We start from the raw sequence: 15,448 nt of genomic DNA on the forward strand, positions 1-15,448 counted from the left end.
CGCGGTCTGAGGCTGCGGCCAATCCGCCCGAGGTGCGTGTTCTTCCATGACCCAGCGTGTCCTCGTCACCGGCGCAGCAGGTCTTGTCGGCCAGAACCTGATCGCCCAACTGGCGCGCACGGGCGAGTTCGAGCTCGTCGCCGTCGACAAGCACCCGCAGAACACCAGCGTTCTCAAACGCCTGCACCCGCAGCTTCAGATCATTACGGCGGACCTCGCCGAACCCGGCAATTGGGAGGAAGTCGCCGCCGGCTGCGATGCCGTCGTCATGCTGCAGGCTCAGATCGGCGGCCTCGACCCGGAGGCGTTCCGGCGCAACAACATCGTCGCGACCGATCGCGTTCTAGCCGCCGCCGGCCGTGGCGCGCGGCCCTATGTGGCGCATGTCAGCTCGTCGGTCGTGAACTCCCAGGCGCGCGACCTCTACACCGAGAGCAAGAAGGCGCAGGAGGCGATCGTCGCAGAGTGCGGCCTGCCTCATGTGATCCTGCGGCCCACGTTGATGTTTGGCTGGTTCGACCGCAAGCACCTGGGCTGGCTGGCCCGCTTCATGCGGCGGGCGCCGGTGTTTCCGATCCCCGGCGACGGCCGTTATCTGCGCCAACCGCTCTATGCCGGCGACTTCGCGAGCATCATCGCCGTTTGCTTGCGGGAGCGGCGGGAGGGGACGTTCAACATCTCCGGCCAGGAGCGAATCGACTACATCGACCTCATCCGGCAGATCCGCGATATCGACGGATCGCGCACGCCTATCGTCAGGATTCCCGTCTGGCTCTTCAGGTTCCTGCTGAAGACCTACGCGATCTTCGACCGCAATCCGCCGTTCACCACAGCCCAACTCAAGGCGCTGCGAACGCCGGACGTGTTTGAGGTGATTGACTGGCCGGGCATCTTCGGCGTCCGCGCCACGCCCCTGCGCGAGGCGCTGAGCGCCACCCTGAAGGATCCCGCCTACGCCGATGTCGAGCTGACCTTCTGATGCCGCGGACGGACGACAGACTGCTGGTGATCGGCGCGGGGCCGATGGGGCTTGCCGCGGCCTATTACGCTGCCAAGGCCGGCTGGAAAGTCGAGGTGCTGGAGGCCGGCGACCGGCCCGGCGGCATGGCCGCGCACTTCGACTTCAACGGCCTCTCGCTTGAGCGCTTCTACCACTTCTGCTGCCGCAGCGATGTCGACACCACCGCCCTGCTGGCCGAGCTCGGCCTGCCGCCGATCTCCTGGGTCCCGACGAAGATGGGCTACTTCGTCGACGGCAAGCTGCATCCCTGGGGCGATCCGATCTCGCTGCTGACCTTCCCCGGCATGAGCCTGGTCGAGAAGGTCCGCTACGGCCTGCAGGCCTATCTCTCGACCAAGCGCTCGGACTGGCGACGGCTCGACCAGATCAGCGCCGCAGACTGGTTCCGCGCCTGGTGCGGGCCGAGGGTCTACGACAAGCTCTGGCGGCCGCTTTTCGAGCTGAAGTTCTACGAGCACGCCGAGAGCATCTCGGCCGCCTGGGTCTGGCAGCGGATCAAGCGGCTGGGCCGCTCGCGCCGCTCGCTGTTCCAAGAGGAGCTTGGCTACATCGAGGGCGGCTCCGAGGCCCTGGTCACGGCGCTGACGAACGCGATTGAGAAGCTGGACGGGACGATCCATCTGCGGACCCCCGCCAGCCGCTTGCTGATCGCCGAGGGCGCGGCGCACGGCGTGGAGACCGCAGACGGGCGTCGCTTCGAGGCGAGCCAGGTGATCTCAACCGTCGCCATGCCGTATGCGGCGGCGATGCTAGCCGACCACCCGGACCTGGCGTCCAGCTACGCGCAGTTCGAGAACGTCGGCGTGGTCTGCGTCGTCCACCAGCTGGCCCAACCCGTCACCCCGAACTTCTGGGTCAACATTTCAGACCCGACTATCGACGCGCCGGGTTTCGTCGAGTTCTCGAACCTGCGCCCGCTCGACCGGCACATCGTCTACGTGCCGTACTACATGCCGGCGGACAATCCGGCGTTCGGGCGGCCAGACGAGTCGTTCATTGAGGAGAGTTTCGGCTATCTGCAGCGGGTGAACGCGGCGCTGAGCGCCTCAGACCGCATCGCGAGCCACGTCGCGCGCCTGCGTTACGCCCAGCCCGTCTGCGACGTGGGCTTCGCCGACAAGATCCCCGATCCGCAGACCCCTGCGGCCGGTCTTCAGATTGCAGATACCTGCTTCTACTATCCAGAGGATCGCGGCGTGTCCGAAAGCATCGGCTATGCGCGACGCCTGGTGGAGAGCCTCCCGCGTGCATGAGCGCCTGCGCCCGCTGCTGAGCCGCCAGTTCGCCGCCTTCCTGCTGGTCGGCGGGACGGCGGCCGGGGCGCAGTGGCTGAGCCGTTTCGCCTTCAGCCATGCCCTGCCCTATGCCGCCGCCGTCGTCTGCGCCTACGCGGTCGGGGTGCTGGTCGCCTTCGAGCTCAATCGCCGGTTCGTCTTTCCGACCGCGCCGGGCGATCGCCGCGGCCAGTTCATGCGCTTCCTGGCGGTGAACGCCGTCTCCTTCGCCGTCGTCTGGCTGTTTTCGATGCTGTTGGGCGAATGGCTGCTGCCACGATTCATGGCGCGCCCGTGGGCCGAAGCCGTCGGCCACGGTGTGGGCGTGCTGTCCCCTGCCGTGCTGAGCTTCGCCCTGCACAAGCGCTACACGTTCCGAACCCAAGGGCCCACCGAATGACCCTGCAGCCTGACGCGCAACGTGCAGCCGCCAGCGTGCTGGTCGTCGACCTCGACGACACATTGGTCCGCACCGACACCTTGGCCGAGCAGTTCGTGGCGCTGGTGTTCAGCAAGCCATTGGCCGCGCTCATGGTGTTGCCGATGCTGTTGCGCGGCCGCGCCGCGTTCAAGGACCGGCTGTCACAAATGCAGCCGCTGGACCCGGCCGCCCTACCCTACAACGAGCCGCTGCTGGACTTCCTGCGGGCGGAGCGGTCGCAATCGCGGCCTATTCATCTGGTCACCGCCGCTCACCAGTCGGTCGCTGACGCCGTCGCCGGCCACTGCGGCCTGTTCGACAGCGCCGAGGGCAGCGACGCGGGCCGCAATCTCAAGGGCGCACGCAAGGCTGAACACCTGACTGAACGCTTTCCCGAAGGCTTCTGCTATGCTGGCGACTCCCGGGCCGACCTCAAGGTCTGGGCGCACGCCGAGAGCATCGTGCTGGCGGGCGCGAGCGCCAGCGTCGCGCAAGACGCGCGAAACCTGGGCAAGCCGCTCGAAGCCGAGTTCGACCGCGACCGCCCCCGCCTGAAGACCTGGCGCAAGGCGCTGCGCTTGCACCAGTGGACCAAGAACCTCCTGGTGTTCCTGCCGCTGCTGCTCTCGCAGAAGTTCACCGAGCCGCACGCCGTTCTACTCAGCTTGGTGGCGTTCGTCGCCATGGGACTGACCGCCTCGGCGACCTATCTGATTAACGACCTATCAGACCTGGCCTCCGATCGCCGCCACGCCACCAAGCGCAACCGGCCGCTGGCCGCGGGCGTGCTGCGCATCGAGCACGTGGCCGTCGCCGTTCCTCTGCTGTTGATCACCGCCGCCGCGCTCGCGCTGGCGACGTCTCCGATCCTGTTGCTGGGCTTGGCTGGTTACGCCGCCTTGACGCTGACCTACACCTTCCGCCTGAAGCGGCGGCCCATGCTGGACGTCGCGGCCCTCGCCTCGCTGTACGCGATCCGCGTGGCTATCGGCGCAGCGGTGATCGGGACGCCGCAGTCGCCCTGGCTGATCACGTTCTCGCTGTTCTTCTTCTTCTCGATGTCGCTGGCCAAGCGCTACGCCGAGATTCACAACCTGCGGGACGGCGAAGGATCCCGTGCCCTACCCGGTCGCGGCTACCGTACCGACGACGGGCCGGCGGTGCTGGCGCTCGGTGCGGCGTCCAGCGTCGCCTCGGTGCTGGTCGTGGTCACCTATCTGATGGAAGAGGCGTTTCCCTCGAACATCTACGAACAACCCGACTGGCTTTGGGTCGCGCCGTTCCTGCTGATGATCTGGGTCGGGCGGATCTGGCTGGTCGCGGGGCGAGGCGAGCTGGACGAGGATCCGATCGCCTACGCAATCAGCGACCGCTTCAGCTGGAAGCTGATGGTCCCCCTCGTCGCCGCCTTCGTCTTGGCCACCGTCGCATGGCCCTGAGCTTCCACAGCCAGGTCGTCGAGCCGTGGGGCCGGACGCCGCGCTTGCCGCATCAGGTCGCCCGCCCCCGGCACCAGGACCAGCTTCCTGGCCTGATCGCAGAAGCCTGCGCGGACGAAAGCCTGCTCGCGGCCGGCCTGCATCGCTCCTACGGCGACAGCGGTCTCAATCCTGACGGCCTGATGATCTCGATGCGCGGCCTCGATCGCTTCATCGCCTTCGACCCGGCGACCGGCGTCCTGCGCGCGGAGGCCGGCGTGAGCCTCGACGAGATCCTGCGCATGGCGACGCCCCACGGGTGGTTCCTGCCGACCACCCCCGGCACCCGGTTCGTGACACTTGGCGGGGCGATCGCCAACGACGTGCACGGCAAGAACCATCATCGCGCCGGCTCGTTCGGTCGGTACGTGCGCCGCATCGGCCTGATGCGCTCGGACGGCGGAGCCCTCGAGCTCTCGGCGCAGGAGCGGCCGGAGCTGTTCCACGCCACGCTCGGCGGGCTTGGCCTCACCGGCCTGATCGCCTGGGCCGAAATCGCTCTGTCGCCGATCCCGAGCACCTTCGTCGACGAGGAAACCGTCCCGTTCGCCAACCTCGCGGAGTACTTTCGGCTGAGCGCCGAGAGCGATCCGCGCTTCGAACACGTGTCCTCGTGGATCGATTGCACAGCCACCGGCGGCGCATTGGGGCGCGGGGTCATGTACCGCGCCAACTGGTCCTCGGCCGGCGGACTGGCGCCGCACTCGCCGCGACAGAAGCTGAAAGTTCCTGTCACGGCGCCGCCAGGCCTGATGAACCGGCTGTCGCTGAAGGCCTTCAACACCGCCTATGGCGCCCTGCAGCGGATGCGGCGCGGGACGGCCCGCAAGCACTATGGCGGCGCCTTCTATCCGCTGGACGCGATCGGCGGCTGGAACCGCTTCTACGGCCCGGCGGGCTTCTATCAGCACCAGTTCATGGCGCCCGTCGAGACCCAACAGGACGCCATGGCCGAGGTGCTGCGGACGCTCGCGGCCACAGGCCAAGGCTCGTTCCTGGCGGTGCTCAAGACCCTCGGCCCCCTGCGCTCAGGCGGCCTGGTCTCCTTCGAAGGCCCGGGCGCCTCGCTGGCGCTGGATTTCCCGAACCGGGGCGAAGCGACGCTGAAGCTGCTGGAGCGGCTCGACGCCATCGTCGTGGCGGCCGGCGGCAAGATCTATCCGGCCAAGGACGGACGCATGTCCGCGGCCACTTTCCGCGCGGGCTATCCGCGCTGGCGCGAGCTTGAGGCGTTGCGCGACCCCCTGTTTTCTTCACGTTTCTGGCGACGAGTGACACATGACCAATAACGCCTGGCGCGGCCGCGGCGTCCTCATTCTGGGTGCCGCCTCGGCTATCGCCGAAGCGGTCGCGCGCGACCTCGCCGCCCAAGGCGCCCAGCTGATTCTGGTGGCGCGCGACGGCGCGCGGCTGGAGGCGATCGCCGCCGACCTGCGGGTGCGCGGCTCTCCCAACGTCGCCGTGCGGGCGTTGGATTTGGTCGAGTCAGAACCCACCGACGAGCTGCTGCAGTCGCTCGCCGACGCCATCGGCGGCTTCGACACCGCCCTGATCGCTCACGGCCTGCTCGGCGACCAGACCCGCGCCGAACAGGACGCTGCGCACGCCGCGGCCCTGATCGACGTCAACTTCACCTCAGCCGGCCTGTGGGCGCTCGCCCTGGCGCGCCGGCTGGAACGCACTGACGGCCGCAACGGGGTGGTCGCGGCGATCGGCAGCGTGGCCGGCGACCGCGGGCGGAGCTCCAACTTCGTCTATGGCGCAGCCAAGGCCGGCCTGGCGGTGCTGATGCAGGGACTGGCGCACCGCAGCGCGCTGCACGGCGGCCCCAAGGCGGTGATCTTCAAGCTGGGCTTTGTCGACACCCCGATGACCGCCGAGATTCCGAAGGGCGGGCCCCTGTGGGCGACGCCCGACGCCGTGGCCAAGGTCATCGTCAAAGGCCTGGATGGGCGTAGCGCGATCGTCTACGGGCCCTGGTTCTGGCGCTACGTCATGCTGATCATCCGGCTACTGCCGCAGCCGGTGATCGCCCGGATCGACATCTAGTCGTCCGGGCTTCGCCTCTACCCCTTCGAGCGACCTTCACGCAGGCGCTCGATCGGGTCGAGCAGATAGGCGAAATCCTGGCGGCGGAAGCTGCGGAACAGCAGGATCACGCCGCTGAGCGTCAGCCAGGTCACGCCGCTGGCGATGGTGATGATCAGCGGGTGATTGAAGCTCTCGCGCTTGGTGTAGTCCATGATGTGGATCATCCAGAAGATGTCCCACAGCCGCCAAGTGTCGTTGCGCAGCAGCTGCATCTCGCCGGTGGCCGCCGACATGAACAGCGTCGTGCGCTCGGCGTCGGCGAACTCCACCCGCCAGGCCGGCAGTTCGGCGGTGCGCGACTCGACGTCCGGCGTCTCGATCTTGCGGATCGAGGTCACGCCCTCCGAACCGGCGAAGGCCGCGGCGGCCAACGCGCCAGCCCGGGCCGCGTCGATGACCACCGGCTGGCCGCTCGCCGCGTCGAGCAGCTTGATCCCAGACGGGGTCGTCGCCTGGTAGACCTGAGCGCTCCCGAGGGTCTTGAGCTGCAGTTTCAGCACTGGCTCGCCCAGCGCGGCGGCCACTTGGGCCAAGGGCAGCGCCTGGGCGGGCAGCATCGGCGGAGCGGCTTGGCGAACCGAGCCTTCGCCAGAAACCTTGTTATGGTCCAGCAGGGCCATCATCGCGCCGCTGATCGACCAGAGCAGCATCTGCAGGCCCAGCACCAGGCCGAACCACTTGTGAAGCGTGCGGATCAGAAACATCGGGCGATCCCCTAGGCCGCTTTGCGCGCGCGGCGCCGGCGGCGGAAACTGTAGAGCAGCAGCCAGCCGCCGGTGGCCGATGTCGCCACCGCCATCCAGGTGGCGACGCGCAGCAGCGTGTTGTTCATGTCCGTGCGATCTTCGTAGTCCATGATGTGGAACATCCAGACGAAGTCGAAGGTGCGCCAAAGGTCGTGACGCTTGGCCACGAGCTCGCCGGTCTGCGGCGAGATGTAGAGGGTCGGCTTCCACATGCCCTCGAATTCGACCCGCCAGATCGGGACCTGACGCCCCTTGATCTCGCTGGGCGCGACGTCGAGCAGTTCGACGTTCTTGACCGCACCCTCGCCGGCATAGAGCGCGATGGCGCGTTCACGCGCGGCCACCTCGTCGAGCGGCGAGAGGAGTTCGCCGCTGCGGGCGTCGAACAGCATCCGCCCCGGAACGGCGTCGACGACGTACACCGGCCGGCCGAGCTGGGTTTCGAGGCGCACCGACCGCGTGCCGCCCGGGACGAGCGACGTCGGCTCGACCAAGCCCTGCAGGGCGATCGGCTGTTGGCGCGGAGCGCGCACCAGATGGTCGCCATGGATGATGTCGATGTGGATCGCGGTCATGTAGAGACCGCTCAGCATCCATAACACCGCCTGGACGGCGATGATCAGGGCGAGCCACTTGTGGGTCTTCCGGGCCAGGGCCGGCAGGCGCATGTCGAACTCTCTTCAGCAAATAGCTGACGCTGGACGGGCCATGGGGCAGCCCGTCCAGCGTCGTGCGCCGACCTAGTTGAACTGGTAGGTCAGGCGCACATAACCGCGACGACCCAGAAGGTCGTAGGTCATGGTGTCGGTGTTCCCGTCGGTGAAGCTCTGGATGTACGGAGCCTTCTTGTCGAAGATGTTGTCCACGCCGACGGCGATGTCGGCGTTGTCGGCGATGCGATAGGCCACCTGGGCGTTGTGGTAGAACACCCGCGGCGCCTGATAGCCGATGTCCTTCGGCGCGGCGTTGAAGTCGGTCGCCTTGCCGATCATCTGCACCGAGTAGGTCCCGGTCCACTTCTCGTCGGTGACGGTGAAGCTGGCGTTGGACCGCCACTTCGGATAGCCGCCGTTGCCGCCGCCGATGTGACCGTCGAACCGGATCGGTTCGGCGCCGTCATAGGCGGTGATCAGGTACTCGCCGAGATAGGTGGTGTTCCAGTCGAAGCTGGCCCGGCGCTCGAACAGGTCGAAGTCGTAGTGGATGCCGATGTCGACGCCGCTCATCTCTTCCTTGCCGGTGTTCACCGGGATGGACGAGAGGTAGTTGACCTCGCCGGTCAGCGCGCTGCGGGTGAAGTTGCTGGGACCGCAGAACGGATGGGTCATCCCCGCCGAGGCGTAGCAGACCGCCAGCTTGGTCGAGCCCGGGATCGAGCGGATCGCGTCGGTGATCTCGATGTCGAAATAGTCGATCGTCAGCGACAGGCCGCTGAGCTGCGTCGGCGTGAACACCAGGCCGAGCGTCAAGGTCTTCGCCTCTTCCGGCTGCAGGTCGCTGTTGCCGCCGTTGGTGGTCAGGATCGTGGTGCCCAGTTGGCGGTATCCGGCCGGAACGCCCGAAGCCTGGCAGTTCGCGATCAGGGTCGCGTTGCCGCTGGCGCTGTACCCGCTGCAGGGGTCGGTGGTGGTCAGGTTCCCCTCGGCCACGCCGCCGAACAGTTCTGGCACGCTCGGAACGCGGAAGCCGGTGCCGTAGGTGGCGCGTAGGCGCACGCCCTCGATCGCCGTCCAGTTCAGGCTGGCCTTGTAGGTCACGTTGCTGCCGAACAGGTCGTAGTCCGAGTAGCGGACGGCCCCGTCGACATCGAGGCGCTTGATCAGCGGCAGATCGGCCAGCAGCGGCGCCGAGACTTCCAGATAGGCTTCCTTGGCCTTCATCGAGCCGGCGATGGAGTCCTGCTGGTTGGTGTTGCCGATGCCCAGCACGGTCAGGGCGTCGGGATCACGCCAGCCCTCCTCCTCGCGATAGAGCAGACCGACGGCCGCCCCGACCGGACCAGCGGGCAGCTCGAACAGCGTGCCGGAGAAGTCGAGCGTCGCGCTGCGCTGCTCGTTACCGCCGGTGTCTCGCGAGGTGTAGAGGATGTAGTCCAGCACCTCCTTGGTCAGGCTGCCCTCGCCCAGATAGTCGCCGCACGGCGCGCCGGGCACGCAGTTCATGCTCTTCTGGACGCGTTCCAGGTTGGCGATGTTGGTCATCGCGTCGATGCCGGTGTTGCGCCCCCAGTTCACCGCCGCTTCCCAGGTCCAGTCGCCGACCACCTTGCCGCGGGCGCCCGCGACCAGGCGGTAGGTGTCCGTTTCCTGGAAGAACTTGCGCGGGCCGCCCTCGCCGAGCCGGCGCGCCAGCAGGACCAGGTCCTGCCCCGTCGGATTGTTCGGATTCGAGGCGCGGATGGTGAAGTCCCGCAGGACGTCGGGCGTGCCGTCCGGGTTGGTCGGCCGATGGGTCAGGCCGCCGGGGGTGGCCAGTTGGTTGCTCTTGCGGTGGGTGAAGAAGAACTCGCCGAAAAGCTGGACGTCGTCGGTCAGGTCGTAGTCGGCCAGGAACGCCGTGCTGATCCGCTCGATCGGCGAGACCGCGTTCAGGAACGGGTTCGAGTTAAAGCCGTGCTTTGTCCCGTTGTAGAGCTCGAAATAATTGCCGTCCGGGCCAGGCGTCTGACGGAAGTTGACGACCCGGCCGTCGGCCAGCCGCGCGCGGCCGCCCAGCGTGTTGCCGCTGTACGAGCAGACCAGTTGGCCGCCGCTCTCGCCCAGGCTGCAGGGCGCGCGGCTCGCCATGTTGACGGCTTCGGTCTTCTGGTAGGTGAACGCGGCGGTGACGCCGCCGCGATCGCCGCGCATGCCCCACAACAGGTCGACGGTGTAGTCTTCGCCGTCGCTCTCGTCGGTGACGCCGTACTTGGCGGAGACCTTCAGGCCTTCGTAGCCGTCGATGGTGACGATGTTGACGACGCCCGCGACGGCGTCGGCGCCGTAGATCGCCGAGGCGCCGTCCTTCAGCACGTCCATCCGGCCGATGATCGAGGTCGGGATCATGTTGAGGTCGGGCGCGCTGTTGGCGCCGGTGCCGCCATTCACGACGCGGCGGCCGTTGATCAGCGTCAGGGTGCGGTTGATGCCGAGGCCGCGCAGGTTCACCTGCGCCGTGCCGTAGCCGTTGCCGGTCCAGTAGGCGCTGGTCTGGCCGCCGGCCGCGCCGGCCGAGGCCGGCAGGCGCTGCAGCAGGGTCTCTACGTTGGTGACGCCGGTGTTGGCGATCTCTTCCTGGCTGACCACGGTCGCCGGGCCCACGCCGCTGATGTCGACGCGCTTGATACGGCTGCCGGTGACGATGACTTCCTCAACGTCGTTGGCGCTCTGCGCCCAGGCTGGAACGGCGGAAATCGCGCCGGTGAGCATCGCGCTCGCCAGCAGCAGGCGCTTGGAAAAACGGTTCATACCTACCCCCTTTGGCAGAAAGCGCCCTGAGCCACCCTCCCGGCGTTACGGAGCGCTTCGGAGCCCTCGCGGCGGACCGGCGACGGCTAATGTCTATACATATCTGGCATTGCACGAGCAGGATCGCTGATCGTCGGCCGTTATCCCATGCATCGGCCGCACGCTGCCTCGACGCGTCGACATAAAGCCGTCGCGCCGCCTTCCAGGCGACGTGTATTGCTGAAAATATCCCCACCCATCCAATACCGCTTGGCGTGTATTGGGTCGTCTTGCGACTGCTCTTGACTTACCCCGTTCTCACTACGCTGATCCCCTCACCTCGGGCGACCTGATCGTCGCTCATTGGGGATACGCGCTGCCTCCCTCAACCCCTCAGATTTTTTCCGGGTACGGCCGGATTATTTGACGGGGCTCAAGGCGAGTCTCCGGGGCGGCTCGCCGCCCCGGAGTTCAAACGTCTATTGCGGGCGGATGGCGGTGATGGTCTGGCCGCTGAGGTCGAAGCGCACCTTCGCGCCAACCTTGACCTTGGCCAGCAGCACCTTGTCAGCGACCTTGAACGGCATCGTCATCGCCGGCCAGTTAAGGGCCTTGATCGGGTCATGAGCGATCGTCACCGACCCGGTCTTGGCGTCGATCTTCTTGACCACGCCCGTGCCCTCGACGCTGCCGGCGGCGGCGGGCGCGGCGTGGCCGGCATGCTCGCTGTGGTCCTGACCGTGGGCCAAGGCCCCGGTAGCGCTGACGCCCAGGGCCGCGATGGCCAGAAGCAGGGTCTTCATGTCTTGATCTCCAACGAAGCTCGCGCCGACGACGCGAGGACTAGAACCAGGCGCGGACGCCCAGAACGAAACGGGTGTCTTTGACGTCTTCGCCGGCAGCGCGGGCCTGATCGGCGGTGTCGCCGAACTTCCGCTCGTGCGAGACCCCGACATAGGGACCGAACTCGCGGCGGAACTCGTAGCGCAGCCGCAGGCCGAGCTCGGCGCTGGTCAGGCCAGTACCGATGCCCAGTTCGGAAACCTCTTGCGCAGCCAGCTCGACCTCTGCGCGGGGCTCGAGGATCAGCTTCTGGGTCAGACGCAGGTCGTAGGCGCCTTCGAACCGGGCCGACAGGTCGCCCTTCTCCGAAAGGAAGGCAGCGCCTTCAAACTCAAACCAGTAGGGGGCGACGCCCTCGAACCCGACGGTGGCGTAGGTCCGCGAAGGGCCCGGCTCGAAGTCGTGACGGACGCCGGCCTGGAAGTCGAAATACGGGCCAATGGCGCGCGAGTAGAGGACCTGAGCCTCGGCCGAATGCAGGTCGCCGCCGAATTCGCCCTCGCCTGCCGACTTCAGGACCAGGCGGTTGATGTCGCCGCCGTACCAGAACTCTCCTTCCCAGGCGTAGGCGTCGTCGTCGGATGAGGGCCGGATCTCCGCGGTGCTCAGCATGATCTTCCACGCCTTGCCGCCGCCATGCTCCTTGGCGAGTTGCGCGCGGGCCGCGGCCATCGCCTCGCGGTCGAAGTAGCGCTCGGCCGCATAGTCGCCTGGGACTGGCGGCGCGGGCGCGTTGCCGGCAGGCGGGACGTTCGCCGGCGCAGGCATGACGTGACCAGAGTGGGGGTCGGCCGCGGGAGGCGCCGGCATCTCGTGGCCGGCATGCGGATCGGCCGCCGTCGGCGGCATGGCGTGGCCGGCGTGGGGGTCAACCGCCGGCGCGGCCGCAGGCGGCGCGTGATGCTCGTGCTGGGCGGCGGCGGGCGTGGCCAGGGCGAGCGGCGCCAGGGCGATCAGAAGCTGGCGGCTCACGCGGCGTCTCCTTCCAGGGGACGCACGGTCACCACGTTAAACATGCCCGCATGCATGTGGTACAGCAGGTGGCAGTGGAACGCCCAATCGCCGCGTTCGTCGGCGGTGAAATCGAACGCGACCTTGCCGCCCGGCAGCACGTTGACGGTGTGCTTGCGCGGATGCCGTCCCGGATTTCCGGTCACCACCTCGAAGAAGTGGCCGTGCAGGTGGATCGGGTGGGCCATCATCGAGTCGTTGACCAGCACCACGCGCACCCGCTCGTTGTAGCGGAACGGGATCGGGTCCTTCAGGTGACTGTAGGTCACCCCGTCGAACGCCCACATGAAGCGCTCCATGTTGCCCGTCAGGTGGATTTCCAGCTCGCGCGACGGCGGCCTGGGATCGGGATTGGCATCTAGCGACACGAGGTCCTTTAACGTCAGCACCTTGTGACCGACGTCCTCCAGACCTTGCCCGGGATCGCCGGTGCGATCGGCCGGCATCGGCGAGATCATCTGCACGCCAGGCCCCAGCTTCACCTGCGGCGCGTTGCGCGGGTCGAGCATGGACATGCCCGAGTGGTCCATCTCCATGCCTTCCATGCCGGGCATGGCCGAGTGATCCATCCCCATGTCGCGCATGTTGAGCACCGGCCGCTTCCGTAGCGGCGGAACTGGCGCGGTCATGCCCAGGCGCGGCGCCAGCGTGGCCCGGCCCATGCCCGAGCGGTCGGCCGCCTCGGCGACCAAGGTATAAGCCTCGTCGGCCATCGGTTGGACGATGATGTCGTATGTCTCGGCCGGGGCGATCTGGAACTCTTCGACCTCGACCGGAACGACATTCTGGCCGTCGGTCTGCACGACGCTGAGCTTCAGGCCCGGAATGCGGACGTTGAAGATCGTCATCGCGCCGGCGTTGACGAAGCGCAACCGCACCCGCTCGCCCGGCGTGAACAGGCCCGTCCAGTTGTCCTTCGGCCCATGGCCGTTGATCAGGAAGGTGTAGGTCGACCCGGTGACGTCCATGACGTCGGTCGGGTCCATCAGCATCTTGGACCACTCTTTACGGTCCTTGAACGACTGGTCCTCGCCCTTCAGCAGCCCGGCGACGGTCTGCTTCTGCATGTTGAAGTAGCCGGCGTGGGCCTTCAGCTTCCGGAAAATCTCGTGCGGATGCATGAAGCTGTAGTCCGACAGCACGACCACGTGCTCGCGGTCGGACTTCACGGGATCTTCGCCCGCAGGATCGATGACGATCGGGCCATAGTGGCCCATCTGTTCCTGCAGGCCCGAGTGGCTGTGGTACCAGTAGGTGCCGGCCTGCCGGACCTTGAACTCGTAGTGGAACGTCTCGCCCGGCTTGATGCCGGGGAAGCTGACGCCCGGCACGCCGTCCATCTCGAACGGCAGCAGCAAGCCGTGCCAGTGGATCGAGGTGTCCTCGTCAAGATTGTTGGTGACCGAGAGGCGGACCTGCTGCCCCTCCTTCAGGCGCACCAGCGGCGCAGGGACCGTGCCGTTGACGGTGATCGCGTGGCCGGCGCGGCCGTCCACCTTGAACGGGGTGTGCCCGACGGTCAGGGCGATGTTCTCGCCAGACACGGTCGGCAGAGTGCTGGCGATGCCTGGGGTTCCGCTCTGCGCCCAGGCCGGCAGCAGTGCGCTGAGGGCCGCTCCGCCGCCCAGGGCGGACGCCCCGCGCAGCAGTTGGCGTCGATCGAAATCCTTCATGGGCGGCCCTTCAAAGCATGTCCGTCAGGCGCGGGGGAGCGCCGACGGGTCGGGTACAAGTCGTGTCAGTCATGGTGGGAGAACAACAGGTTCCCATCGTGGGAGGGTCAAGCGGACGGTCAAAACGAGATACGCGCTGCCGATCGGTTTCCCTCAGGCCGGGCCCGCGAAATCTTCGGTCTTCAACAGTTCGGCGAGCCTGCGTCGGGCCCGATAGACCCGAGTCTCGATGGTTTTCGCCGACACGCCGAGCAAGTCCCCCGCCGCCTGCTGCGACAATTCCTCGAAGGCTGTGAGGATCAGCGGCTCCTTGAGCTTGGCCGGCAGCAGGGCTATGGCCCGGTCGAGCGCCCGGCGTCGTTCGGCGGCGATGAGGCTGTTGTCGGCAGCCGGCTGCGGGTCAGGCGCGGCCGCCACCTCCTCGCCGCCCGGATCGGCGCCGAAAAACACCCGCCGCACCGCCTCGCGTCGCCCCCGGTCGCGAGATTTGTTGAGCGCAATGGCGCGCATCCAGCTCGTGAAGGAACGCCCGGCGTCATAGCGAGCCAGGTTGCGCCAGGCGGCGACGAAGCTCTCCTGCACGACTTCGTAGGCGGCGTCGGCGTCGCCGACGTAACGCCTCACGAACCGGTACAGCCATCCCTTGTGGCGGCGCATGAGCAGGGTGAACGCGTGATCCTCGCCATCGAGCGCCCGACGGGTCAGCTCGACGTCGGACGCCTCGTCGGATTCGGTCACTTCGCGTCTTCGGTCAGGGCCTCCGACACGCGTCTGTCGAAGATCGCGGCCTGTTCCGGGGTCAGGATCGCCCGCATCTGCAGGATATGGACAACGGTTTCCTTCTGGAGCTCGCCCATCACGTCGTGGAAATGCTCGATCGCCGTCCGCACCTCAGGGGAATACTCGTGCTTGGCGTTGATCGCCCCGGCCAGCTCGGCGTTCGCCATACGCAACTCAGCCTCGCGCGCGCTGCGCGTGATCGAGAACTCCCGCTCCAGAGCCTGCAGTTGTCGGCCCTGTTCGTCGCTTAGGCTGAGCTTCTCGTGCATGAACTCATGCAGCGAGGGTTCCTGCTTGGCGTTGAGCACATAGGTGGCCCCGCCCCAGGCCCCGAGACCCGCGGCCAGCGCCGCGAGCAGCACCGTCAGGATCGCGCCTCGCAGTCCGCTCACCTGCGGGCTTCCAGCAGCGTGGAAGGCGCCAGCCGGCTATCGAGCGCGAAGACGGATGTCTCCTTAGGAGCCGCCGCCGCCGCCACGGCCGAAGCGCTGCCGACCGCGGCGCCCACGACCAGTGCCATGACCACGCTCGCCATGCGGACAGGCGCAAAGCCGAACGCAGGCTCGCGCTCGATGCGCGCGCCGCCGATCCGCCGCCAGACAGCCGGTTCGAGCTGGCTCAGATCACGGTCCGGCCCTTGGGATTTGAGCCCTTCAACCAGTTCATCCAGCGAGTGGTTCATCGA

At 67.4% G+C, this 15,448-nt stretch carries 15 protein-coding genes; 6 read left to right on the plus strand and 9 right to left on the minus strand.

Going from position 1 to position 15,448, the window contains the following annotated elements; genetic code table 11:
* The first annotated feature begins 46 nt into the window (after positions 1–46).
* From GGQ61_RS04185 to GGQ61_RS04210, 6 genes are read left to right on the plus strand one after another with little or no spacing between them, the layout of a single operon-like run.
* Positions 47–979 (plus strand): NAD-dependent epimerase/dehydratase family protein, encoded by a 933-nt coding sequence (locus GGQ61_RS04185; protein WP_183770000.1) that lies wholly within the window; start codon positions 47–49, stop codon positions 977–979.
* Complete coding sequence (locus GGQ61_RS04190) at positions 979–2,274, plus strand: NAD(P)/FAD-dependent oxidoreductase (RefSeq protein WP_183770001.1); 1,296 nt, start codon at positions 979–981, stop codon at positions 2,272–2,274. The genes GGQ61_RS04185 and GGQ61_RS04190 overlap by 1 nt, the downstream gene beginning before the upstream one ends.
* Complete coding sequence (locus tag GGQ61_RS04195; protein ID WP_183770002.1) at positions 2,267–2,695, plus strand: GtrA family protein; 429 nt, start codon at positions 2,267–2,269, stop codon at positions 2,693–2,695. The genes GGQ61_RS04190 and GGQ61_RS04195 overlap by 8 nt, the downstream gene beginning before the upstream one ends.
* A complete protein-coding gene (locus GGQ61_RS04200) occupies positions 2,692–4,155 on the plus strand; it encodes a UbiA family prenyltransferase (protein WP_183770003.1) in 1,464 nt (487 codons plus the stop codon). Before GGQ61_RS04195 ends, GGQ61_RS04200 begins: the two co-directional genes overlap by 4 nt.
* Entirely contained in the window at positions 4,146–5,483 is a 1,338-nt protein-coding gene (locus tag GGQ61_RS04205) for an FAD-binding oxidoreductase (protein WP_183770004.1), read from the plus strand. The genes GGQ61_RS04200 and GGQ61_RS04205 overlap by 10 nt, the downstream gene beginning before the upstream one ends.
* Complete coding sequence (locus GGQ61_RS04210; protein ID WP_183770005.1) at positions 5,473–6,243, plus strand: SDR family NAD(P)-dependent oxidoreductase; 771 nt, start codon at positions 5,473–5,475, stop codon at positions 6,241–6,243. Before GGQ61_RS04205 ends, GGQ61_RS04210 begins: the two co-directional genes overlap by 11 nt.
* Before the next feature lie 17 nt (positions 6,244–6,260).
* Here GGQ61_RS04210 and GGQ61_RS04215 read toward each other — a convergent pair whose 3' ends face one another.
* The 9 genes from GGQ61_RS04215 to GGQ61_RS04255 form a co-directional block, all read right to left on the minus strand.
* Positions 6,261–6,989 (minus strand): PepSY domain-containing protein, encoded by a 729-nt coding sequence (locus GGQ61_RS04215; protein WP_183770006.1) that lies wholly within the window; start codon positions 6,987–6,989, stop codon positions 6,261–6,263.
* A gap of 11 nt (positions 6,990–7,000) precedes the next feature.
* Positions 7,001–7,699, minus strand: a complete 699-nt coding sequence (locus tag GGQ61_RS04220; protein WP_183770007.1) for a hypothetical protein — start codon at positions 7,697–7,699, stop codon at positions 7,001–7,003.
* A gap of 72 nt (positions 7,700–7,771) precedes the next feature.
* The gene (locus GGQ61_RS04225) at positions 7,772–10,477 is read right to left on the minus strand and encodes a TonB-dependent receptor (RefSeq protein ID WP_183770008.1); all 2,706 of its coding nucleotides are present in this window, start codon (positions 10,475–10,477) and stop codon (positions 7,772–7,774) included.
* Positions 10,478–10,935: 458 nt separating this feature from the next.
* Positions 10,936–11,259 (minus strand): copper-binding protein, encoded by a 324-nt coding sequence (locus tag GGQ61_RS04230; protein ID WP_183770009.1) that lies wholly within the window; start codon positions 11,257–11,259, stop codon positions 10,936–10,938.
* A gap of 40 nt (positions 11,260–11,299) precedes the next feature.
* Complete coding sequence (locus GGQ61_RS04235) at positions 11,300–12,271, minus strand: copper resistance protein B (RefSeq protein WP_183770010.1); 972 nt, start codon at positions 12,269–12,271, stop codon at positions 11,300–11,302.
* Entirely contained in the window at positions 12,268–13,983 is a 1,716-nt protein-coding gene (locus GGQ61_RS04240) for a copper resistance system multicopper oxidase (RefSeq protein WP_183770011.1), read from the minus strand. The genes GGQ61_RS04235 and GGQ61_RS04240 overlap by 4 nt, the downstream gene beginning before the upstream one ends.
* Before the next feature lie 153 nt (positions 13,984–14,136).
* A complete protein-coding gene (locus GGQ61_RS04245; RefSeq protein ID WP_183770012.1) occupies positions 14,137–14,721 on the minus strand; it encodes a sigma-70 family RNA polymerase sigma factor in 585 nt (194 codons plus the stop codon).
* Positions 14,718–15,155, minus strand: a complete 438-nt coding sequence (locus GGQ61_RS04250) for a periplasmic heavy metal sensor (RefSeq protein ID WP_183770013.1) — start codon at positions 15,153–15,155, stop codon at positions 14,718–14,720. Before GGQ61_RS04250 ends, GGQ61_RS04245 begins: the two co-directional genes overlap by 4 nt.
* Positions 15,152–15,445 carry a hypothetical protein gene (locus tag GGQ61_RS04255; protein ID WP_183770014.1) on the minus strand — a complete coding sequence of 98 codons (294 nt, stop codon included), beginning with the start codon at positions 15,443–15,445 and terminating at the stop codon, positions 15,152–15,154. Before GGQ61_RS04255 ends, GGQ61_RS04250 begins: the two co-directional genes overlap by 4 nt.
* Positions 15,446–15,448 lie beyond the last annotated feature (3 nt).

The organism is Phenylobacterium haematophilum (genome assembly GCF_014196295.1).
In the GTDB taxonomy this organism is placed as follows: Bacteria; Pseudomonadota; Alphaproteobacteria; order Caulobacterales; family Caulobacteraceae; genus Phenylobacterium; species Phenylobacterium haematophilum.